The 21354-nt window shown below is 69.9% G+C and carries 22 protein-coding genes; 4 read left to right on the plus strand and 18 right to left on the minus strand.

Annotated elements, in window-relative coordinates:
- Window positions 1-8 precede the first annotated feature (8 nt).
- Complete coding sequence (locus tag BRESU_RS17555) at window positions 9-164, plus strand: hypothetical protein (RefSeq protein ID WP_169308017.1); 156 nt, start codon at window positions 9-11, stop codon at window positions 162-164.
- 48 nt (window positions 165-212) lie between these two features.
- Window positions 213-1490, plus strand: a complete 1278-nt coding sequence (purD, locus tag BRESU_RS09150; RefSeq protein ID WP_013269260.1) for a phosphoribosylamine--glycine ligase — start codon at window positions 213-215, stop codon at window positions 1488-1490.
- A gap of 3 nt (window positions 1491-1493) precedes the next feature.
- On the opposite strand, the gene BRESU_RS09155 is transcribed toward purD, so the two are convergent.
- A complete protein-coding gene (locus tag BRESU_RS09155) occupies window positions 1494-2147 on the minus strand; it encodes a murein L,D-transpeptidase catalytic domain-containing protein (protein WP_013269261.1) in 654 nt (217 codons plus the stop codon).
- A gap of 148 nt (window positions 2148-2295) precedes the next feature.
- Between BRESU_RS09155 and BRESU_RS09160 the strand changes: the two genes are divergently transcribed.
- Entirely contained in the window at window positions 2296-3612 is a 1317-nt protein-coding gene (locus tag BRESU_RS09160; RefSeq protein ID WP_013269262.1) for a metal-dependent hydrolase family protein, read from the plus strand.
- On the opposite strand, the gene lpxK is transcribed toward BRESU_RS09160, so the two are convergent.
- Genes lpxK through BRESU_RS09180 form a run of 4 tightly spaced genes read right to left on the minus strand, consistent with a single transcriptional unit; the run spans window position 3597 to window position 8395 of the window.
- On the minus strand, window positions 3597-4604 hold the full coding sequence (gene lpxK / locus BRESU_RS09165; RefSeq protein ID WP_013269263.1) for a tetraacyldisaccharide 4'-kinase: 1008 nt from the start codon (window positions 4602-4604) through the stop codon (window positions 3597-3599). The two genes, BRESU_RS09160 and lpxK, sit on opposite strands and share 16 nt — an antisense overlap.
- Complete coding sequence (locus BRESU_RS09170; RefSeq protein WP_013269264.1) at window positions 4601-5884, minus strand: 3-deoxy-D-manno-octulosonic acid transferase; 1284 nt, start codon at window positions 5882-5884, stop codon at window positions 4601-4603. Before BRESU_RS09170 ends, lpxK begins: the two co-directional genes overlap by 4 nt.
- Window positions 5881-6567, minus strand: a complete 687-nt coding sequence (locus BRESU_RS09175; RefSeq protein ID WP_013269265.1) for a lysophospholipid acyltransferase family protein — start codon at window positions 6565-6567, stop codon at window positions 5881-5883. The genes BRESU_RS09170 and BRESU_RS09175 overlap by 4 nt, the downstream gene beginning before the upstream one ends.
- Before the next feature lies 1 nt (window position 6568).
- Window positions 6569-8395, minus strand: a complete 1827-nt coding sequence (locus BRESU_RS09180) for an ABC transporter ATP-binding protein (protein WP_013269266.1) — start codon at window positions 8393-8395, stop codon at window positions 6569-6571.
- A 91-nt stretch (window positions 8396-8486) separates the two neighbouring features.
- Between BRESU_RS09180 and BRESU_RS09185 the strand changes: the two genes are divergently transcribed.
- Window positions 8487-9152 (plus strand): protein tyrosine phosphatase family protein, encoded by a 666-nt coding sequence (locus BRESU_RS09185; protein WP_013269267.1) that lies wholly within the window; start codon window positions 8487-8489, stop codon window positions 9150-9152.
- Between the two features lie 3 nt (window positions 9153-9155).
- Here BRESU_RS09185 and BRESU_RS09190 read toward each other — a convergent pair whose 3' ends face one another.
- The 13 genes from BRESU_RS09190 to BRESU_RS09250 form a co-directional block, all read right to left on the minus strand.
- On the minus strand, window positions 9156-9371 hold the full coding sequence (locus BRESU_RS09190; protein ID WP_013269268.1) for a hypothetical protein: 216 nt from the start codon (window positions 9369-9371) through the stop codon (window positions 9156-9158).
- Window positions 9368-9595, minus strand: a complete 228-nt coding sequence (locus BRESU_RS09195) for a hypothetical protein (RefSeq protein WP_013269269.1) — start codon at window positions 9593-9595, stop codon at window positions 9368-9370. The genes BRESU_RS09190 and BRESU_RS09195 overlap by 4 nt, the downstream gene beginning before the upstream one ends.
- A 49-nt stretch (window positions 9596-9644) precedes the next feature.
- Window positions 9645-9899: a DUF4170 domain-containing protein gene (locus BRESU_RS09200; protein ID WP_013269270.1), complete on the minus strand. Its 255-nt coding sequence runs from the start codon at window positions 9897-9899 to the stop codon at window positions 9645-9647.
- 27 nt (window positions 9900-9926) lie between these two features.
- Window positions 9927-10721 carry a 3'(2'),5'-bisphosphate nucleotidase CysQ gene (locus BRESU_RS09205; RefSeq protein WP_013269271.1) on the minus strand — a complete coding sequence of 265 codons (795 nt, stop codon included), beginning with the start codon at window positions 10719-10721 and terminating at the stop codon, window positions 9927-9929.
- Window positions 10718-12064 (minus strand): TldD/PmbA family protein, encoded by a 1347-nt coding sequence (locus BRESU_RS09210; protein ID WP_013269272.1) that lies wholly within the window; start codon window positions 12062-12064, stop codon window positions 10718-10720. Before BRESU_RS09210 ends, BRESU_RS09205 begins: the two co-directional genes overlap by 4 nt.
- A gap of 39 nt (window positions 12065-12103) precedes the next feature.
- Entirely contained in the window at window positions 12104-12526 is a 423-nt protein-coding gene (locus BRESU_RS09215; RefSeq protein WP_013269273.1) for an MAPEG family protein, read from the minus strand.
- A 2-nt stretch (window positions 12527-12528) separates the two neighbouring features.
- Complete coding sequence (locus BRESU_RS09220; protein ID WP_013269274.1) at window positions 12529-14352, minus strand: M14 family metallopeptidase; 1824 nt, start codon at window positions 14350-14352, stop codon at window positions 12529-12531.
- Window positions 14353-14398: 46 nt separating this feature from the next.
- Window positions 14399-15016, minus strand: a complete 618-nt coding sequence (locus BRESU_RS09225) for a hypothetical protein (protein WP_013269275.1) — start codon at window positions 15014-15016, stop codon at window positions 14399-14401.
- Between the two features lie 29 nt (window positions 15017-15045).
- On the minus strand, window positions 15046-16572 hold the full coding sequence (locus BRESU_RS09230; protein WP_013269276.1) for a UbiD family decarboxylase: 1527 nt from the start codon (window positions 16570-16572) through the stop codon (window positions 15046-15048).
- Between the two features lie 145 nt (window positions 16573-16717).
- Complete coding sequence (parE, locus tag BRESU_RS09235) at window positions 16718-18793, minus strand: DNA topoisomerase IV subunit B (RefSeq protein ID WP_013269277.1); 2076 nt, start codon at window positions 18791-18793, stop codon at window positions 16718-16720.
- On the minus strand, window positions 18762-20108 hold the full coding sequence (locus tag BRESU_RS09240) for an O-antigen ligase family protein (RefSeq protein WP_013269278.1): 1347 nt from the start codon (window positions 20106-20108) through the stop codon (window positions 18762-18764). Before BRESU_RS09240 ends, parE begins: the two co-directional genes overlap by 32 nt.
- 70 nt (window positions 20109-20178) lie before the next feature.
- A complete protein-coding gene (locus BRESU_RS09245; RefSeq protein ID WP_013269279.1) occupies window positions 20179-20427 on the minus strand; it encodes a RodZ family helix-turn-helix domain-containing protein in 249 nt (82 codons plus the stop codon).
- A gap of 40 nt (window positions 20428-20467) precedes the next feature.
- Window positions 20468-21304, minus strand: a complete 837-nt coding sequence (locus BRESU_RS09250; protein ID WP_013269280.1) for an aldo/keto reductase — start codon at window positions 21302-21304, stop codon at window positions 20468-20470.
- Window positions 21305-21354: the final 50 nt, after the last annotated feature.

Consider the following 21354-nt stretch of genomic DNA (forward strand, 5'->3'; position numbering starts at 1 on the left):
CTGTGGTCATGAGCGATGAACGCATGCCCCCCCGCGAATCCGACGATCCGCGCGAGCGCGACCTGTCCCGTCGCAGCAACAATCCGTCGGTGTCGATCTGGCTGATCCTGATGGCGATCGGCCTGCTGGGGGCGGTCGTCTATGTGGCCTCCGCGGTGCTCTGAGGCCTTCACGCCCTTGACCGCCCGGCGCGGCGCGGCCATTGCGCGGGCATGGATATCCTGCTCGTCGGATCGGGGGGGCGTGAGCACGCCCTGGCCTGGAAAATCAGCCAGTCGCCGCTGGTCGACCGGCTGTATTGCGCCCCCGGCAATCCGGGCATCGCCAAGGTCGCGACCTGCCTGCCGGATTACAAGGCCAATGATGCCGAGGGGCTGACCCGGCTGGCGCGCGAGCTCAAGGTCGGGCTGGTGGTCGTGGGCCCGGAGGTGGCGCTGGAGGCGGGTCTGGCCGACCGGCTGACGGCAGCGGGCATTCCCTGTTTCGGACCGACGGCCCGGGCGGCGCAGCTGGAGACGTCCAAGGCCTTTTCCAAGGCCTTCATGGCGCGCCACGAGATCCCTACGGCGCATTACGGCGTCTACGACCGGATCAAGGACGCCAAGGCTGCCCTGAAGGTGTTCAAGCCCCCGTATGTGATCAAGGCCGACGGCCTGGCCGCGGGCAAGGGCGTGGCGATCAGCCCCGACCGCCACGACGGCGAGGCGGAGATCGAGCGGATGCTGGGCGGGCGCTTCGGAGCCGCCGGCGCGCGCGTCGTGATCGAGGAGTTCATGGCGGGCGAGGAGGGCTCCCTGTTCGCCCTTTGCGACGGCAAGCGCGCCGTGCTGTTCGGCGGGGCCCAGGACCACAAGCGGGCCTTCGACGGCGATCTGGGACCCAATACGGGCGGCATGGGCGCCTATTCGCCCGCGCCCGTGTTCGACGAGGCGCTGGTGATGGCCGCGAACCGTCGGATCGTGCAGCCGACGCTGAAGGCCATGGCGCTGGAGGGGACGCCCTATCGCGGGGTGCTCTATGCCGGGCTGATGTCGACGGACGAAGGTCCGAAGGTGGTGGAGTTCAACGCCCGCTTCGGCGACCCGGAATGCCAGGTGCTGATGATGCGGATGGCCGGGGACATCGTGCCCTATCTGCTGGCCTGCGCGCAGGGTGACGTGTCGCGACTGCCGGAACCGGCCTTCAAGTCCGGGACAGTGATCTGCGTGGTCATGGCGGCCAAGGGCTATCCCGACAGCCCGATCGAGGGATCCCTCATCCGCGGGGCCGAACAGGATTTCGGCCCGCATGTGCAGGTCTTCCACGCCGGCACCCACCGCGACGAGGACGGCATGCTGACGGCCGTCGGCGGGCGCGTGCTGAACATCTGCGCCGAGGGCGAGGACATCGTCGAGGCGCGGGAGCGAGCCTATGAGGCGGTGCGCAAGATCGACTGGCCGGGCGGGTTCAACCGGACCGACATCGGCTGGCGGGCGCTGGAGCGCGAGTAGGCGTCAGGCCGCGGCGTACAGCAGCCGGCCTTCGCCCATCCGCTCGCGCAGCATCGGCAGGTCGGTGTGGGCGGTGGAGAAACAGCCGTAGCTGCGGCCCAGCTTGCCCTCGCGGGCCAGGAACTCCGGGTCGGCATAGTCCGCGCCGTGGACGATGATGGCGCGGTCGCGGGCCAGGTTGTTGGTGTATTCGAGACCGTCCAGCAGGACGTTGGGGCCCTGTTGGGCACCCCAGCCGGCCCCGGCGGTGGCGAAGGCCCCGACCGAGGACATGTAGCTCTCGGGTTCGTTCGAGAAGGTGCGGGCATAGCCCGAGTGTTCCGGATCGGAGCCGCGGCCGTGGCAGGTCCGGAAAGCCGTGACGCGCCCGGCGATCAGATCGACCTCGTAGAAGCGTTGCTCGCCCGAGAATTTCTGGAAGTCGACGAGGTACATCCGGTCGCGGAGCGGGATGCGGTGATGATGGACGTCGAGGGCGGCCATGGCGCGGGCCATCAGGGCGGGGCGGACGAGGCGCTGCGGGTCCAGCGGCGGCGGCGTAATCTGCGGAATCGGGGCCAGGGGGCGAGGGGCCGGAGCCTGGGCCAGGACGATCGGGGTGACGGCGGCGGGTGCCGAGGCGCAACCGGCAAGCATCGCCGAACCGCCCAGAATCATACCTCGTCTCGATAGCCGCATGCGACGCCCTCGTAGCGGTTGGTCCGAAGTCAGGACTTGTTTCACAATGTTGGTCCCGCGTTCAAGCGCGACCTTGGCTCCGCCCCCGACCCGCGTATGGTCGAGACAGCATACAGGGGAGAGATTGATGAAGTTCGCACTCGCGGCCGCGATGGCCATCATGGCCATGCCAGGCTCTTCGCAGGCGCAGCAGGGCCCCGTCTCACAGGCTTTACCCGCGGCAGGCGAAACGACGTTCGTTCAGGCGGGGCGGCTTCTGGCGGACCCCGCGAGCGGTATGGTGCTGCGCGATAAAACTCTCGTGATCGTCGGGAACCGGGTCACCGAAATCCGCGACGGCTTCGTCGGAGAGGGACGCGTCGTCGATCTGCGCGACTCATTCGTCCTGCCCGGACTGATCGACAGCCACGTGCATCTGACCTCCCAGCAGAGCCCGTCCGGGCGTCTGGACGCCGTGACGCGCGATGCCGCCGACAGTGCCATGATCGGCGCGGGTTTCGCCCGACGGACCCTGATGGCGGGGTTCACGACGGTGGCCGATCTGGGTGGGTCGAACGATGCCGTCTTCGCCCTGCGCGACGGCATCCGTCGCGGTGACGTGGTGGGGCCGCGCGTGATCGCGGCGGGGTCGTCGGTGTCGATCCACGGCGGGCACGGGGACGTGAACGGCTACACCGACGACGTGATGCACCTGTTGTCGTCGGAAAGCATCTGTTCGGGAGCGGACGACTGCATGCGCGCCGTACGGCTGCAGGTTCGGGCGGGGGCCGACATCATCAAGATCACCGCGACGGGGGGCGTACTGTCCAATACGGCCGCGGGCCTGGCGCAGCAGTTCACCGATGCCGAGCTGGCCGCCATCGTCGAGGTGGCCCACCGGATGGGCCGGCAGGTCACCGCCCACGCCCACGGGGTCGACGGGATCAACGCCTTCCTCGAGGCCGGCGGCGACTCGATCGAGCACGGCACCTATCTGGACGACGCCTCGATCCGGCTGTTCCGCGCGCACGATGCCTATCTGGTGCCGACCCTGCTGGCCGGGGATTTCGTGGCGCGGGTGGCTGCGGGACCGGACAACTTCTTCACCCCGGCCCAGACCGCCAAGGCTCTGGAAGTCGGGCCGAAGATGGTCGACATGGCGCAGCGCGCCCACGACGGCGGGGTCATGATCGCGTTCGGGACGGACAGCGGCGTCTCAGCCCATGGCGACAATGCCCAGGAGTTCGCCCTGCTGGTCCGCGCGGGCCTGACGCCGCTCGAAGCCATCCAGGCCGCGACCAATGTGGCGGCGGCGCATCTGCAGATCTCGGGCGAGGCGGGGCGGATCGCGGTCGGCATGCCGGCCGACATCGTGGCGGTCGAGGGCGACCCCCTGACCGACGTCACCACGCTGGAGCGGATGGCCTTCGTGATGAAGGGCGGCGTCGTCTATCGCGAGGAGTGAGCCAGCAGGGCCTCGAAGGCCGCCTCGTCCTCGAACCGGGCGGCGACGGGCCATGAGGTGACCCGGGTGCGCCAGTCGGGGGGCAGGCGGACCCAGTCCTTTTCCGTGGTGATCAGGCCGGCGTCGAATACGGCGGCGCGGTCCGACAGGAAGGCGAGGTCGGCCGGGCGGTAGGCGGCGTGATCCGGGAAGGGCACGAAGTCGGCCAGCTCGGCCCCGGCGGCCTTGAGGGCGCGCTCCACCTTCCACGGCTTGGCGATGCCCGCGAACCCGATCAGCGGACCGGCCGGAGGGGCCTCGGCCGGCTCCAGGCGGGCGATGAAGGTCGGCAGGGCACCGAAGGTCGCCAGTAGCTCGGGATCGGCGGGCGGGGCGTCGGCCGGCAGCAGGACGACGACGGCGTCGGCCCGCGCGAGGCCGGCCGCCAAGGCTTCCCGCATGGGTCCCGAGGGAAACACCGACCCGTCGCCGAAGGGCCATTCGTCCCCGCGCGTTTCGCCGTCGACGACGACGAGACTGAGCGTCTTGCGCAGCGACGGGTTCTGGTGGGCGTCGTCGAGGACGAGCGTCCCGGCCCCGGCCGAGACGGCCGCGTGGGCCCCGGCCACGCGGTCCCGGGCGATCCAGACCGGAGCCCCGGCCGACAGCATCAGGGGTTCGTCGCCGATGTCGGCGGCCGTGTGAGCGGCGGGATCCACCCGGACAGGTCCCTCCAGGCGTCCGCCGTAGCCCCGGGACAGCGCCTGGGCATCGATCCCCCGGGCGCGGAGCAGGCGCAGCACCTCGCGCGCGACCGGGGTCTTGCCGGAGCCGCCGACGGTCAGGTTGCCGATCGAGATGACGGGAACACCCACATCCACGGGCACGGCGCGGGCGATGCGACGGGCGGTGGCGGCGGCCCAGATCCAGGACACGGGCTTGAGCAGGGTGCGGGCGACGCGGCCATGGCGTCCGTTGCGCTCGTACCACCAGCGGGGCGTGGAGAGTTTCATCGGCGCACCGCGGGCAGGAGCGGTTGCAAGGCCTGCCACAGGCGGTCGAGACCGGCCCCGACCTCCACGGCCGCGCGTCGGCCCCGATCGCCCATGGCGCGGGCCACCGACGGATCGGCGAGCAGGGGCGCAACCACGCCCGGCAGATCGCCCGGCGAGGCGACGACCATCAGCCCTCCGGCGGCGACGAGGTCCGCGGTCACGGCCTGCCAGTTGGACGCATCCGGACCCGTGACGGCGGGCTTGCCGAGCCGCGCGGGCTCCAGCGGGTTGTGGCCCCCCAGCGGCTCGCGCCCGAGGACCGAGCCGAACGACCCGCCCATGACCACCACATCGGCCAGGCGCAGGAACAGGCCGAGCTCGCCCAGGGTGTCGGCGACATAGATGTCGGTCTCGCCGGTCAAGGCGGCGCCCCGCGATCGCAGGGCGAACCGGTAGCCGTCGCGGGTCAGGGTCGTCGCGATCTCGGGGCCGCGCGCGGGGTGACGGGGGACGATGATCAGGCACAGGCGCTCGGCCAGACGATCCAGCGCCCGCACGATGGCGATCTCCTCGCCCTCATGTGTCGAGGCCGCGACGACCACCGGCCGGTCGCCGATGGCGGCGCTGAGGGCGGTGAAGGCGGCCGCATCGTGGGGCAGGGGCGCGCCCGAGAGCTTCAGGTTGACCAGACCGTCGATGCGCGCACCCAGCGACCGCAGACGGGCGGCGGACGTCTCGTCCTGGGGCATGACGAGGGCGAAGCCGTCCAGCAGCTTGCGGGCCGAGGCGGGGATGCGGGTCCAGCCCTGGAGCGTCTTCTCGGTGATCCGGGCGCTCACCAGGGCCAGGGGTATGGACCGGGCCCGCGCCGCGAGGATGAGATTGGGCCAGAGTTCGCTCTCGACGAAGATCCCCAGCGAAGGCCGCCAGTGGTCGAGGAAGGCACCGACGGCGTGGGGGCCGTCGACCGGGGCGAACTGGTGGATGACGCCGGGCGGCAGGCGCTGGGCGAGCAGTTCCGCCGAGGTGAGCGTGCCGGACGTGACCAGCACGGTCAGGTCGGGCCGGCCCTTCCGGAGTCGATCGACGACCGGCAGCAGCGACAGGGTCTCGCCGACGCTGACGCCGTGCAGCCAGACGAGGTCGCCGTCGGGACGGGCGACGCGCGTCGTTCCCAGCCGTTCGTCGACGCGGACGGGGTCTTCCTTGCCCTGTTTGACGCGGGCGTCGAGCAGCCGCGGCGCGAGGGGCTCCAGCAGGCGGGTCAGCAGCCGGTAGGCCAGGAGCGGCAGGGTCACAGCCGCGCCAGCCCGGTGATCGCGTCGGCGCGGGCCTCCACGGCGGTCAGGCGCTCGGTCCAGGGCCCGGTGACGTCGGACAGGGCCGCGCCGGCGGGAAAACGGGCGATGTCGTAGACGATGGCCCCGCGACCGAAGGGCAGGGGCAGAAGGGCGCGGTCCCAGCTGTTCAGGCGCACGGCCGGATTGCAGCTCATGCCGATGAACAGCACCGGCGCGCCGGACATCTTCGCCATCAGCGGCAGGCCCTCGGCCATCACCCGCACGGGGCCGCGCGGACCGTCGGGCGTGACGGCGAGCGCGCCGATCTTCAGCTGTTTGAGGCCGTCGCGCAGCGCCTGCGACCCGCCCTTGGCTGCGTCCGCCTTGTCCTTGTTGGCCGAGGAGCCCCGCACGGCGGGAAAGCCCTGCAGCGCCACGGCCCGGGCGATGAACTGGCCGTCGGGGCTGAGCGAGATCAGGGCCTTGGCCGCTTGCGCGCGGTCGAGCGGCCAGCACGACGGTGACAGCCCGATGCGCGAATGCCAGAAGGTGCACAGCACGCCGCCGCCCGCGGCCCAGACGCCTTCCGCGTGCTCTCGCCCCTCGTACGACCAGCGGATGGTGGCGAAGCAGAACCGCATCCAGGCGGCGAGCACGGACGACAGGATGATCTGGATGACCGGGTTGCGGAGCGGCCTCACGTCACGCGACCGTGGCGACGGCGGGCGCGCCATCCAGCGACTGCTGGCGGGCCAGACGGCTGTAGAGACCGCCCTTCCTGACCAGGGCCGCGTGAGTGCCGCTTTCGACGATGCGCCCGGCCTCGAGCACCAGGATCCGGTCGGCGCGTTGCACCGTGGACAGGCGGTGGGCGATCATCAGGGTCGACCGGCCGGTCATCAGCCGCTCCAGCGCGGCCTGGACCAGGGCCTCGCTTTCGGTGTCGAGCGCGGATGTCGCCTCGTCGAGCAGCAGGATAGGCGCGTCCTTCAGGAAGGCGCGGGCGATGGCGATGCGCTGACGCTGGCCGCCCGACAGCCGCATGCCGGCCTCGCCTGCGCGGGTCTGGTAGCCGTCGGGCAGGGCGGTGATGAAGTCGTGGGCGGCGGCCGAACGGGCGGCCTCTGCGATCTGCTCGGGCGTGGCCCCGGGCCGGCCATAGGCGATGTTGGCTTCGATCGTGTCGTCGAACAGGAAGGGCTCCTGCGTGACCAGGGCGATGCGGGCGCGCAGGTCGGTGAGGCTGAGGTCGCGCAGGTCGATGCCGTTGATCGTGATGGTCCCCGCCGTCACGTCGTAGAAGCGCGGCAGCAGGCTGAGCAGGGTCGACTTGCCGCCGCCCGAGGGGCCGACCAGGGCCACTGTCTCGCCGGGTGCGACCGTCAGCGAGACGTCCGAGATCGTCGGGGCGGCGGACGCGTATGAGAAGGACACGCCGTCGAACACCACCGTGGCCGGACCTTCAGGCAGGGCCACGGGGGCCGCGGCCTGGCGAATCTCCGGCTGGATATCCAGCGAGGCGAACAGGCGGCGGGCGGCGGTCAGGCCCTCGATCATCACCGTCTGCAGGTTCACCACCTGACGCAGCGACTGCCCGGCCAGCATCAGAAGGCCGATGAAGGCGGCAAAGGCCCCGACGCTCATCTGGCCGTCGCGCGATTTCCAGCCCGCATAGGCCATCACCGTGGCGACCACGATCATGGCGACCAGATTGCTGAACGGCCCGGCGAAGGCGCGGCTGTCGGCGCTCTTGATGACGTGCCTCTGGCGGCGGGCGACGACGTCGCCGACCCGGGCCTGTTCCGCGGCCTCCCGGTTCTCCAGCTTGATGAGCCGGACGCCGTCGAGGTTCTCCATCAGGGCGGTGGAGAGGGTCTCGGTCTCCTTCATCGCGCCCACGGTGGCCTTGCGCGTGCGTTTGGAGAACCGGCGCAGCACGAAGCTGATCAGCGGCACGCCCAGCAGCACCACAAGGGTCAGCTGCCAGTCGATGAAGGCCATGCCCACGATGACGGCCAGCAGGGTCACGGCATTCTGGGTGTAGTTGACGACGCCGGAGGTGAAGGCCTCGCGCACCAGATTGGCGTCGAACAGGACGGACGAGACGAAACTGCCGGTGTGCTGGCTGCGCAGGCGGGCCAGGTCGGCGCGGATCATGGCCCCGAACAGACGGACCTGGATATCGCCGACGATGCCGTGGCCCAGCCGATTGACGAGCGCGGCCTGACCCAGCGAGGCGAGCGTCCAGACGAAGGCCACGACGACGATCGTGGCGGGGATCCAGATCAGGCTCTGACCGGGCGGGATGGGGAACAGGCCCCACAGTCTGATCGGCGCGTCCGGATCGACGAACAGGCCGTTGATCGCGGGCTCGAGCAGCTTCAGCGTCAGGGCGTTCAGGCCGCCGGCGGCCACCGCGCACAGGATCGAGGCGAACAGAGCGGATTTGTGATGCGAGAGGTAGTCGCGCCAGATCCGCGCCAGCAGCGGGCGCAGGGGGGCTTTCTCATCGTTCACGGGCGAACTCATCGGCCGGAGGTCGGACGGGAGGGGGCGCAAGTCAAGCTTTCGGTCGTCGGGACGGGATGACGGAGGGCCATCCATCGCCTATTTCAGCGCCATGGCGCGATTTGATGTCTCGACCCCGGAAGGGCTGGCGGCCGCGCGACGGGACTTCTTCTGGAACGATCACGCCTTCCTGCGGCTGGCGTTTTCCAACGCCCACTGGATCGGGCCGGATCTGGTGAGAACCAACCAGCCGTCGCCGCGCCAGCTCGAGGGCTGGGCCCGGCGGGGCATCCGGACCGTCATCAATCTGCGCGGGGAGCGCGACGAGGGCTATTACTGGCTTGAGAAGGCGGCCTGCGAGCGGCTGGGCCTGACCCTGATCGACGCCCCGCTCGATTCGCGCGATCCGCCGTCCAAGGATCGGGTGCGGCGGGCGCGCGACCTGTTCGCCTCGATCGAGTATCCGGCCCTGATCCATTGCAAGTCAGGCGCGGACCGGGCCGGGCTGATGGCGGTCTTCTACCGGCATTTTCACCTCGGCGAGCCGATCTCTGTCGCACGCCAGGAGCTGTCGAAACGGTATCTGCACAGCCGCGAGGGGCTGACCGGCGTGCTCGACCATTTCGTCGAGACCTACATCGACGAGGTCGAACCGACAGGTGTGGGCTTCATGGAATGGGTCGAGTCCGACGCCTATGACCCCCGTGCGATGCGGGAGCATTTCCGGGCCTCCTGGTGGGGAACCCTGCTGACCGAGCGCCTGCTGAAGCGGGAGTAGGCGTCAGCCCCAGGGGCCGGTCGGGGGCCTGTCGGGGTCGCTGGCCTGCGTGCCCTGTTCGGCGTCGTGGCGCGCCTTGCGCTCCGCTTCCCAGGCCTTGAACCAGCGCGCATAGCCGCGCTCGCGGCCCAGGGCCCCGATCCAGAGGAGCAGAATGGCCAGAAGGGCGACGAGGCTCGCGACCTGCGCGCCATCCAGCGTGGTGCCGAACAGGGTCATGCTTGAGGCTCGGTGGCGCGCACGGGCTCGACGGTCGTCGTCCCGGGGGCATGGGCGAACGGATCCTCGGTCGCGGCCGCGTTCGCGGGCGTGATCGGATCGTTCCAGCCGGTCTGGGGGTCCAGCGGCGGCGCAGCCGACGCCGGCCCGCGCTGCCGCGTGGCGAACGCCACGATGGCCACGCCGACGGCCAGAAGTCCCAGAACGATAAGGGTCGGTATCATCGTGTCGCTCCTTTATCCCTTCAGGCTAGCGCGCGAATGTGGCGAGGATTCAACCGCCGGTCGCCTCACCGCGGGGATCGATCATCCGGTGGGCGTGTAGGATGAAGAAGCGCATGTGGGCGTTGTCGACCGTAGCCTGGGCGCGGGCCTTCCAGGCGGCCTTGGCCTCGGCATAGTTGGGGAAGGCCCCCACGAACTCGACCTTGGACAGGTCCCGGAAGACGGGCGCATCCAGATGGCGGAGTTCGCCGCCGATGACGAGGTGCAGCAACTGGGGGTCGGCGGTGTTGGGGGCGTCGGTCATGAAAGGCTTTCCGGGGGAGCGGCGGGGTCAGTTGGCCAGCGGGATAGGCCCTGTGCGCCGCAGGATCAACGGGTGGAGCGCCGGGGCCGAGCACACCAGGCTGGCCTGACGGGGATCCGGCTGGTTGAACCGCCAGGGCCGCCCGTGGTGATCACTGACCTTCGCGCCGGCCTCGGTGGCGATCAGGGCCCCGGCGCAGACGTCCCAGTCCCATTTCGGGGTCAGGGCGATGGCGGCGTCGAAGGCCCCCGATGCCACCAGGGCCATGCGATAGGCCAGCGCGTTGCGCTTCTCGTATCGCATGGGCGGCCAGGGCTCGGGCCAGTGCGCTCCCTCCATCAGGCGGGCGTCGGCGAGGACGGCAGCGTCATCGAGGGTGTCGACGTCCGACGCCAGGATCGGGCGGCCGTTCAGTCGGGCCCCGCCCTCCAGGGTCGCCTCGAAGGTCTCGTTCAGCGCCGGCACGTGGATGACGGCGGCGACGGGCACCCCGTCCTCGACGATGGCGATGGGCACGCACCACCAGGGCTGGTTCTTCATATAGGCGACGGTGCCGTCGATTGGATCGACGACGAAGACGCGGGATTTCGACAGGCGCGCGGGCGTGTCGGGGGTCTCCTCGGACAGCCAGCCGTAGTCGGGACGGGCGGCGAGAAGCTCGGCCTTCAGCATGGCGTCGACGGCGAGGTCGGCGCTGGTGACCGGGGAACCGCCGACCTTGTGATCGATCCGCAGCCCCCGGTCGCGCTCGGCCTCGGCCAGCGCACCGGCGCGAAGGGCGGCCGCGCGGATCAGGTGAAGGTCGGATCCCAGATCGGTCATTTGCCCGCGATGGCGACGGCGTCGATGAGGAGGGACGGGCTGTTGAAGCTGGACCGGAACTCCAGGTCCGACCCGGGGACCATGCGGGCCCAGAGGTCGATCAGATTGCCGGCCACGGTGATCTCGCTGACCGGCCAGGCGATCTCGCCGTTCTCGAACCACAGGCCCGAGACCCCCGCGGACCAGTCGCCGGTGTTGGCGTTCAGCGAGGGGCCGAACATGGAGGTGATGATGAGGCCGGTGCCGGCCTGCTTCATCAGCCCGTCGCGGTCGAGGTCGCCGGGCGTCAGGTGGACGTTGTGGGTCGAGACCCCGGGCGGACCCGCCAGCCCGCGCGAGGCATGGCCGGTGCTTTCGAGGCCGAGCTGGGCGGCGGCCGAGGCGTTCAGCAGCCAGGTGGTCAGCACGCCGTCATCGACCAGATTGCGCGCCTGCACCGGCGAGCCCTCGTCGTCGAACGGCGCGGAGCCGAGGCCGCGCAGACGGAAGGGATCCTCGACCAGGCTGACGCCGCGCGGCAGGACGGCCTGTCCCATCCGGTCCTTCAGGAAGGAGTTGCCGCGCGCGATCGACGGGCCGGAGATGGCCCCCAGAAGCGGCGACAGGACCTGCCCGGCGATGCGGCGATCGAAAATGACGGGGGCGGTCGTGGAGGCGATCTTTCGAGGCGACAGGCGTTCGATGGCGCGGCGACCGGCTTCGGCACCGATACTGGCGGCGTCCGGCAGGTCCGACAGCCAGCGGGTCGAGCGGCTCTCGCCGCCGCGCTCCATGGCGCCGTCCTTCTCGGCGATGACGCCGGCCCCCAGAGAGAAGCCCGTCGCGCCATAGGCCCCGTCGAAGCCTTCGGACGTAACCAGACGCCAGCGGCTGGAGGCGGTCGAGGCATGGCCGCCTTCCGAGCGGGCGATGCCGGGGACGGCGAGGGCCACCGACTCGGTCTCGGCCGCGACCTGTTCCAGTTCGGCGGCGGACCGCTCGGACGGATCGAACAGTTGAAGGTCGGGGAAGGGGCCCCGCGCCAGCCGGTCGGCGGGGACGAGGGCGGAATACGGGTCTTCGGGGGCGAGGCGGGCCATGGCGACGGCGCGCTCGATCAGGCGGGTACGCGTGGCGGCGGACAGGTCCGAGGCCGAAACGGACGCCTGTCGACGCCCGACGAAGACGCGCAGGCCCAGATCGCGGCTTTCCTCGCGTTCAACATCTTCCAGCGCGCCGTTGCGGACGCCCACCGAGAGCGAGGCGCGCTCGGCCGTGACGGCCTCGGCAGCATCGGCCCCGGCCCGCAGGGCGGCGGCCACGAGGTCGTGCAGGATGTCGGGAGACGTCAGACTGTCAGGCATGGCCCGATATGGCGGACCCGGGCCTTGCCCGCAACGGCCCTAGCCGTGGGGACTGCCGACGAAGGCATGGATGACCAGCATGCCCGCGGCCACGAACAGGGCCAGATAGGTCAGCATCATGCCGCCCACGCGCCCGGCAGTCGGCTTGCGGTCGCTGAGCCCGACAGCGTGCAGCAGCCGCCCCAGCAGCAGCGTTCCGCCGACGGCATGGATCGCATAGGCTGGAAGACCGAGGAGGGTCAGGGCGACCAGGGCGGCGATGCCCACCGGGATGTACTCGGCGGCGTTTCCGAAGACCCGGCTGGACAGCGTGACCTGGGCATTGCCGCCGTCTCCGAGGACAACCCTGTTTCCCCGTCGCGCCAGTACGACTCGGACCGACAGGACGACCATCAGCAGGATCATCAGACCGCTCCAGAGCGCGGTCGCCTGGGCGGGGGTCATGTCGGTCAGGATGGCCATGGTCAGTCCTCGCGTGCGACCGGGTAGAGCCGGTACCGCTCATCATAGAACGGGGTTCGCTCGTAGAACCACGCCAATCTGGCGTCGCCGTTCGCCGCGAACGCCGGGTCGGAGGCGACCTTCGCCTCGAACGCGGCCTTGAGCGCCGGATCGGCGGCCATCATCGCCTCGGCGAGCGGTGCGATGGCATAGCCCTCGATGTATTCGACGCGGCTGAGGATCTCGGGAAACAGGCCCCAGGCGAAGAAGCTCTCGTTGGACTGCGGCTCCAGCAGCAGGACGGCGATGTCCCCCAGCGGCTGGTCGGTCGGCACGCGCACCGATCCGGGGGCCCAGGTCCAGTCTCGGCGCATGGGCGTGACGTCGGTGACGGCCATCTGGACGTGGCCTTCATTGGCCCGGGAGGCGAGGGTCGGATCGTTCAGGCGCAGCATCTCGACCGCGACGGTGCGGGGCGCATCCAGCGTTTCCATGGCCAACCCGTGCAGGCGCAGGCGCTCGATCAGGTCGGTGCGATAGGCCGGGATCCAGTAGGCGGTCGGACGGCGCAGGCTGAGCGACGGACGCGAGCCGTAGTAGGGGAGCTGCCACACTTCGGGATCCGGGCGACCCAGCCAGCGGATCTCCTGTCGACCCGAGGCCGGGCTGTCGTAGGTTTCATAGAGCACGGCCTTGAAGGCGCGGGTCTGATGCGGGACCGGGTCGGCCTCGAAATTGGCGGGGATCTCGGCCGGGCGCAGGGCCTGATCGGCGGCGATGGCGGCGCGCAGGGGGCCGGCCTGTTCGGCGAGGAGGCGCAGGGAGGCCTCCATGAAGACATAGGTGCCCAGCACACGCTGGTCGTAGGGCTTCAGGCTGTGGTTCTCGATCAGGACCGTCGGGACGTGGGCGGCCGCGCCCCAGCCGTTGGAGAACCGCTCGCCCAGGCCGCCGTCGTTCAGACCGGCGCGGGGGTTCTGGTCGTCGATGCCGAAGACCAGCGGGCCGGGAATGTGGCCCTGGTCTTCCAGGGCCGCGTCGAGGGCGGGCTTGAACACGTCGTCCAGCCAGGCGGACGAGGCGGGCGACCGGCTGTAGGCGTTGAACTCGCCGTTGAAGCCGTAGGTGACGTCGTACTGGTAATCCATGCCGTCGGTGACGTGGATATCGAGATAGAGGTCGGGCTTCAGCGCGTTGATGAAGGTCCGCAGGGCCCGCATCTCGGGCTGGTCCAGCTTCAGGAAGTCGCGGTTCAGGTTCTGGTTGGTGCCGGTGTTGCGCCAGCCCTGGATGCGGGGGCCGCGCTGGTTCGGGCGGCTGTAGGGGCTGGCCCGCTCATGGCCGTCGACCGACAGGATGGGAATGAGCACCAGGTTGGCGCGGTCCAGCAGGTCGCCCTTCGCGCCGAAGGCGATGTCGCGCAGCAGCATCATGCCCGCGTCCTTGCCGTCGATCTCGCCCGGATGGATGCCGGCCTGGGCCAGCAGGACGGGCTTGGCCGGGTCGAGGGTCGCGCCGTCCCTGGACGCGATGACGGCATAGATCGGCCGGCCCTCGGGCGAGGTGCCGAACTGTTCGATCCGGATCAGGTCCGAGGCCGCATCCAGCCGGTCGAACCAGGCGCGGGTTGCGGCGTAGTCGGGGCTGAAATCATGGGCCGGGTCGCGCTCGAATTCGGTAGTCCACGGGTTCGACGGGTCGGCCAGAAGGGCGCGGCTGGCCCCGCTCCATTCGAGGGCGGGGGGCAGGAAGGGCTGGTCCCAGGCGGCGGTGTTGGCAAGCGACTGGGACATGGCGGGACTCGAGGACAGGGCGGCCAGGGCCGCGAACAGGAGGGCGGTGCGCATGGCCCTTCGTCGTCCCATAGGGTCGATCTTGCAAGCCTTCGTGGCGTCAGACCGGTGGCGACCAGGCTCCGGCCGCGACCAGCTGCGAGCCGGCCCGGACCATGTTCCACAGGGTGTAGGCGAGGACGACGATCAGTGCCCCGATCACGACGCTGCGCTGCGGCGCGAACGCGGCCGTGGCCGTGCAGACGGCGAACAGGATGACGCCGAAGATGAGGCGTGGCGTCCAGAAGGTGGACCAGGCCGGGTCCGCGAGCGCCAGAAGTCCGAGCAGGGCCCAGACCATCGCGTTGGCGGCCAGGACACAGCCGAACACCACGCGACGATGGGCCCAGAAGTGGTCGTCCAGGTCGATGCGCGTCTCGACCCCCTCGGCCGTCACGCGGGGGAATGTGATGCTGGCGGCGATGTAGAAGGTCGCGGCGATGATCAGGCCGACCAGCAAGAGAACGGGATTGAACGGCGCGTCCCGGAAGAAGCGCCAGGCCTGGTTCCAGAACGTCGCCAGATCGATGGCCACGAACACGGCCAGCAGCGGCGTCAGCCAGCCGAACCGCACCCGCTGGCGCTCATGGAGCACACGCGAGAACCCGCCGACCAGTTCGGCGACGGAAAGACCCAGCAGCAGGCCGTAGAAGCTGAAGAAGAATTCGAAGTCGCTCAAGTCGCCCCCCGGCCGTGTTCACGCCAACGCTACTTCCAGATCGGCGTCCCGTCGCCCGGCAATCCGAGGCGATCCCACATGGACGAGACGCGATCGATGACGTCGCGGTCCATGCGGATCTCCTCGCCCCATTCGCGATGGGTCTCCGGCGGCCATTTGTCGGTGGCATCGAGGCCGATCTTGGAGCCGAGGCCGCTCTCGGGCGAGGCGAAGTCCAGATAGTCGATCGGGGTGTTCTCGATCAGGGTGATGTCGCGGGCCGGGTCCATCTTGGTGGCCATGGCCCACATGACCTGTTTCCAGTCGCGCGCGTCGATGTCGTCGTCCACGACGATGACCCATTTGGTGTACATGAACTGGCGCAGATAGCTCCAGACGCCCAGCATCACCCGCTTGGCGTGGCCGGGATAGGCCTTCTTCATCGACACCACGGCGATGCGGTAGGAGCAGCCCTCGGGCGGTAGCCAGAAGTCCGTGATCTCCGGGAACTGGGCCCGCAGCAGAGGGATGAAGACCTCGTTCAGGGCCTCGCCCAGCACGCTGGGCTCGTCCGGCGGGCGGCCCGTGAAGGTGGTCAGATAGACCGGGTCCCGGCGCATGGTGATGGCGCTGACCTGGAAGACCGGGAAGGTCTCGACCGAGTTGTAGTAGCCGGTGTGGTCGCCGTAGGGACCCTCCGGCGCGTGCTCGTCCAGCAGGACGTGGCCCTCCAGCACGATCTCGGCCTGCGCCGGGACCATCAGGGGCACGGTCTTGCAGGCGACCAGCTCGGCCTTGGCCCCGCGCATCAGGCCGGCGAATTGGTATTCGCTGAGGGTGTCGGGCACCGGCGTCACCGCGGCCAGGATGGTGCCGGGATCGGCCCCCAGGACGACGGCGCAGGGCAGGGGGCCGGTCTTCTTCTTCTTGTGGCGGGCATAGTGCTGGGCCCCGCCGCGGTGGGCCAGCCAGCGCATGATGGCCCTGTCCTTGCCCAGCACCTGCATGCGGTAGATCCCGAGGTTGAAGTCGTCCTCCCGGTCGTCCGACGGGCCCTTGGTGACCACCAGACCCCAGGTGATCAGCGGGGCGGGCTCGCCGGGCCAGCAGGTCTGGATGGGAAGCTTGCCGAGGTCGATCTGGTCGCCCTTGAGGACGACCTCCTGCACGGGGGCGGACTTGACCACCTTGGGCCGCATGGCGAGGACGGACTGGGCGAGGGGCAGCATGTCCATGGCGTCGGACAGGCCGCGCGGCGGGGTCGGGTTCTTGAGGAAGGCCAGCAGTTCGCCGACCTCGCGCAGCTCGGCGGCGGTGGTGCGGGACCTTTTGTCCAGCGTCACGCCCATGGCGACGCGCTTCACCGTGCCGAACAGATTGGCCAGCGCCGGGATCGGGCTGATCGAGCCGTCGGGCATGACCGGCTTCTCGAACAGGACCGCCGGGCCGCCGTTCCGCAGGAGGCGGGTCTGGATCTCGGTCATCTCCAGCACGGTGGAGACGGGCTCGGTCACGCGGACCAGCTCGCCCGAGGCCTCCAGCTGGGCCATGAAGTCGCGCAGGGATTTGTAGGCCATGATGCCGATTAGGACGGCCTGAGCGGGCTGTCACCCTTGGCCATCACCACCGGCCCGCGATCCAGTGCCGCAAGGCGGCCGCCAGCGACGACGCCGAAGGTGTCGCGCTGGCGTCGGAGGGGGCGCAGACGATCGGCGCTCCGGCCTAGACGTCCAGATCGGCGACCGCGAACTGGGCGTTGTCCTGGATGAAGCGGAAGCGGGCGTCGGCCTTCTTGCCCATCAGCCGCTCGACCAGATCCTCGATGTCGTTCTCGCTCTCGGGCAGGGTGACGCGGGCCAGGGTCCGCTTCTTCGGATCCATGGTGGTCTCCTTGAGCTGGGAGGCCATCATCTCGCCGAGACCCTTGAACCGGCCCAGCTCGACCTTCTTGCCCTTGAACACCGTGGCCATCAGCTCGTCACGGTGGGCCTCGTCGCGGGCATATTCCGACAGGGGACCGGCGGACAGGCGATAGAGCGGCGGCAGGGCCATGAACAGGCGACCCTGACGGATCACCTCGGGCATGGAGCGGTAGAAGAAGGTGATCAGCAGGGCGGCGATGTGGGCGCCGTCGACGTCGGCGTCCGTCATGATCACGATCCGCTCGTAGCGCAGCTGGTCGATATGGAAGCGCGGGCCGGTCGTGACGCCGAGCGCCAGGGTCAGGTCGCTGAGCTCGATATTGGCGCGCAGCTTGTCCGCCGTGGCATTGGCCACGTTCAGGATCTTGCCGCGCAGGGGCAGGATGGCCTGGGTGGTGCGGTCGCGCGCCTGTTTGGCCGAGCCGCCGGCCGAATCGCCCTCGACGATGAACAGTTCGGTGCCGTTGGCCGACTGGCGCGAGCAGTCCGACAGCTTGCCGGGCAGGCGCAGCTTGCGGGTGGCCTGGGCGCGCTGGACCTCCTTGTCCTTCCTGCGGCGCAGGCGGTCCTCGGCACGCTCGATGATGAAGCCCAGCAGGACGTTGGCCTGTTTGGGGTTCTCGGTCAGCCAGTGGTCCAGCGGATCGCGCAGCAGGGCCTCGACCAGGCGCTGGCCTTCGCTGGAAGACAGCCGATCCTTGGTCTGGCCCTGGAACTCGGGGTTGCGAATGAAGACCGAGATCATGGCCCCGGCGTTGGCGATGACGTCCTCGGCCGTAATCTGGACCGCGCGCTTCTCGTGGGTCAGTTCGCCATAGGCCTTGAGGCCGCGCACGAGGGCGGCGCGGAAGCCCGCCTCGTGCGTGCCCCCGTCGGGGGTCGCGACGGTGTTGCAGTAGGACTGGACGAAGCCGTCAGCCTCGCCGAAGCCGATCGGGGACCAGGCCACGGCCCATTCCACGGCCCCGGCCTCGCCCTTGCGTTCAACGCGGCCCGAGAAGGTCGGGGTGACCGTCTCCAGTTCGCCGATCCGTTCGGCCAGGGCATCCGCAAGCCCGTTCGGGAAGTGGAAGGTCGCGGTCTCCGGCGTCGCATCGGTGATGCGGTCGGGCGCACAGGTCCATTTGATCTCGACGCCGCGGAACAGATAGGCCTTGGACCGGGCCATGCGGAACAGGCGCGCCGGCTTGAAGGCCGCGCCGACGCCGAAGATCTCGGCGTCCGGATGGAAGCGGATCAGGGTGCCCTTCTTCTTCGAGGGCTGGACCTGTTCGATGGAGCCCAGCGGCAGGCCCCGGCTGAACGACTGTTTCCACTCGAAGCCGTCGCGCCAGACGGTGACGTCCAGCCGGTCTGACAGGGCGTTGACGACCGAGACCCCGACGCCGTGCAGGCCGCCGGAGGTCTCATAGGCCTTGCCGGAGAACTTCCCGCCGGAATGGAGGACGGTCATGACCACCTCCAGCGCCGACTTGCCCGGGTGTTTGGGGTGGGGGTCGACGGGAATGCCGCGCCCGTCGTCCCGCACCGAGAGGAAACCCTCGGCGTCCAGATCGACGGTGATCAGCTTGGCATGGCGGGCCACGGCCTCGTCCATCGCGTTGTCGAGCACCTCGGCGAACAGGTGGTGCAGGGCCCGCTCGTCGGTGCCGCCGATGTACATGCCGGGGCGTTTGCGGACGGGCTCGAGGCCCTCGAGCACCTCGATGGACGAGGCGGAATAGGAGCCGGGCGCGGGCGGAGGCGTGACGGCCGCCGGCGCGACGGGCGCGCTCGCCGCTTGTGGCTTCAGCGAGGGTTCAGGCGCGGGCGGGGGAGCCGCAGGCTTGGGGGCCTCGGGGATGTCATCGAACAGGGACGGCGCGTTGGCGGGCATGGGCTGAGTGTGCGGCGATTCGGGGTCGCTGCTGGTAGGCCCCGCGCGCGGCCGGAGCAAGCGGAACGCGCGACGTGTCGGGGGCGAAGGCCGTCGCCCGGGCGACGATGGCCAGCATCAGCACCCAGGGCAGGTTGGCGTGGCTGAGCAGGACGCTCTCGGACAGGCTGAGCAGCAGGAAGGCGAGGAAGTATCCCAGCGCCCACCAGCCCTCTTTCGGACCGTCGGTCGCGACGCGGGAGACCGAGCCGAAGAAGCCGACGGCGACGACGATCCCGACGGCGACCGCGCCCGGCCAGCCCAGCTGGACCAGCAGGTCGATCCAGCCGTTGTGGGCGGACGGGACCGGCCAGCCGGTTTCGGCGCGCACGAACATGGCGGGCACGGACTCGCGGCCCCAGAAAGCCTGGTAGCCATAGCCGGTCCAGGGATGGACCGAGACCTTGTGCATCAGGCTGACCCAGATGTCGGTGCGGCCGGTCAGGGAGGGGTCCTTGCCCAGCGCCTTCAGGACGACAGCGGGTTCGGTGATGAAGACATAGGTGCCGGTGGCGATCAGGACCACGCCGACCCAGATGGCCACGACCGAGAAGGCCGCCCCGCCGCGCCGCATGGCCCACAGGCCCGCGATGAGGCCCACCGCCAGCAACAGGCACAGCAGGGAGGTCTTGGACTGGGTCGCCAGGACCAGCAGGGTGGTGACCAGCAGGGCGATGAAGGGCAGCCACCGATGTCGGGTCTGTTCGGAGGCCAGACAGGCGGCGCTGGCGGCGGCACCCGCAACCATGATGCCGCCCATCTGGTTCTTCTCGTACCACAGGCCGCGCCACAGGCCGTCGTTGTCACCGTGGTGGACGCCGATGGCGGGGAAGGCGAAGACGAAGACCAGACTGCCGACGCCCAGGATCAGGCCCATGCCCATCAGCAGGCGCGGCAGGTGCACGCCCCGGAACACGACGCCCAGATAGACGGCGAAGACCGAGGCCATGCCCATGGCCAGCACGCGGCGCGCCGTCGTCTCCGCGTCGATCGACCAGTATTTCGAGGCATAGGCGTGGAGCACGAGGGCCAGCACCATCAGCAGGGCGGGCCAGGCACGAGCGACCCTGTCGGCGCGCAGGGCCACCAGGGCGATGATGATCGCATAGACCGGCAGCCAGATCAGCCGCAGGATCGGGGTCTCGGCCTGGGTCGGAGCGAAGACCGGGCCGACGAAGGCACCCGTGAGCATGATGACCACGAACATCGCCGCCGCCCGCTCCCACAGGGGCGGCGCGGGGTCTTCGGCCGGGGGTGACTCGAGGGCGGGGCGCACGGACCGCAGGGTCGGTCGAGGCAGCTAAGGAATCGTTAGCTTTGCGGGCGGCCGGTCGCGCCTTGCCCCGTCAGTAGGCGCGGCTGTCCGAGACCAGGGCCCACATGGGCAGGCGCAGACGGTGCGTGGCCGCGGCCAGCTGCAAGGACGTCAGGTGCGCGCGACCGGCTTCGGCCCGACGTTCTTCCTCGGGGGTGATCTTGAGGGCGGCGGCGACCGTGTCGACGTCCATGCCGCGCGCCTCTCGCCAGCGTTTAAGCCGCGCCCCGATGGCCGCATCGGCGGGATCGATGCCGGGAAAACCGTGAACGGAACCCATGGTCGCTTCCTGGTTGCGGCCGTTCGGCCTGCTTTGCAGGTCAGACCTTATCCCACTGGAAATCCTTGTCGAGCCAGTCGCCCAGCCGCCCGTCGGCGCGGTTCAGCGCATGGATGCGGGCCATATCGTTGTCGGACAGCTGGAAGTCCCAGATGTCGAAGTTCTCGGCGGCGCGCTCGGCCTTGGTGGTGCGGGGGATGGCGATGACGCCCTGTTGCACCAGCCAGCGCAGGGTGACCTGGCCGGCGGTCTTGCCGTGGGCGCTGGCAATCTGGCCGATGACCTCGTCATCCGAGATCTTGCCCTGGGCCAGGGGTGACCAGGCCGTGATCGACGAGCCCAGCTCGGCCGCGGTGTCGCGCAGGGTCTTGAGCGACAGGTAGGGGTGGTATTCGACCTGGTTGGTGACGAGGCGGGCGGGCGACAGGCGCTGGGCCTCGCGGAACTGGCCGGAGGGGAAGTTGGACAGGCCGATGGCGCGGGTGAGGCCCTGATCCTTGGCCTCGTTCAGCGCCCCGATCGTCTCGGCGAAGGTCGGCTTCGCCTTGGGCCAGTGCAGCAGCAGCAGGTCGGGCGTGAAGCCGAGGTTACGCGCCGATTCCTCGGCCTGGCGCAGCAGGGCGTCCCGCTCGAAATGGGCGGTCCAGATCTTGGTCGTCAGCCAGATGTCCTCTCGGGCCACGCCCGAATCGCGAATGCCGTCGCCGACCGCGGCCTCGTTCTTGTAGATCCAGGCCGTGTCGATGTGGCGATAGCCGATGCGCAGGGCCTCGGCGACCATGCGGCGGGCGTCCGCGGGTTCCAGCTGCCAGGTGCCGAAGCCGAGTTGCGGGATGGTCAGGCCATCGACGGTCAGGGACAGCTGGGGGTTGGTCATGGGGACGCTCGGGCTACGGATCGGGAACGTCCGATATGGGGCCGTCCGCC

Source organism: Brevundimonas subvibrioides ATCC 15264, assembly GCF_000144605.1.
Taxonomy (GTDB): Bacteria; Pseudomonadota; Alphaproteobacteria; order Caulobacterales; family Caulobacteraceae; genus Brevundimonas; species Brevundimonas subvibrioides.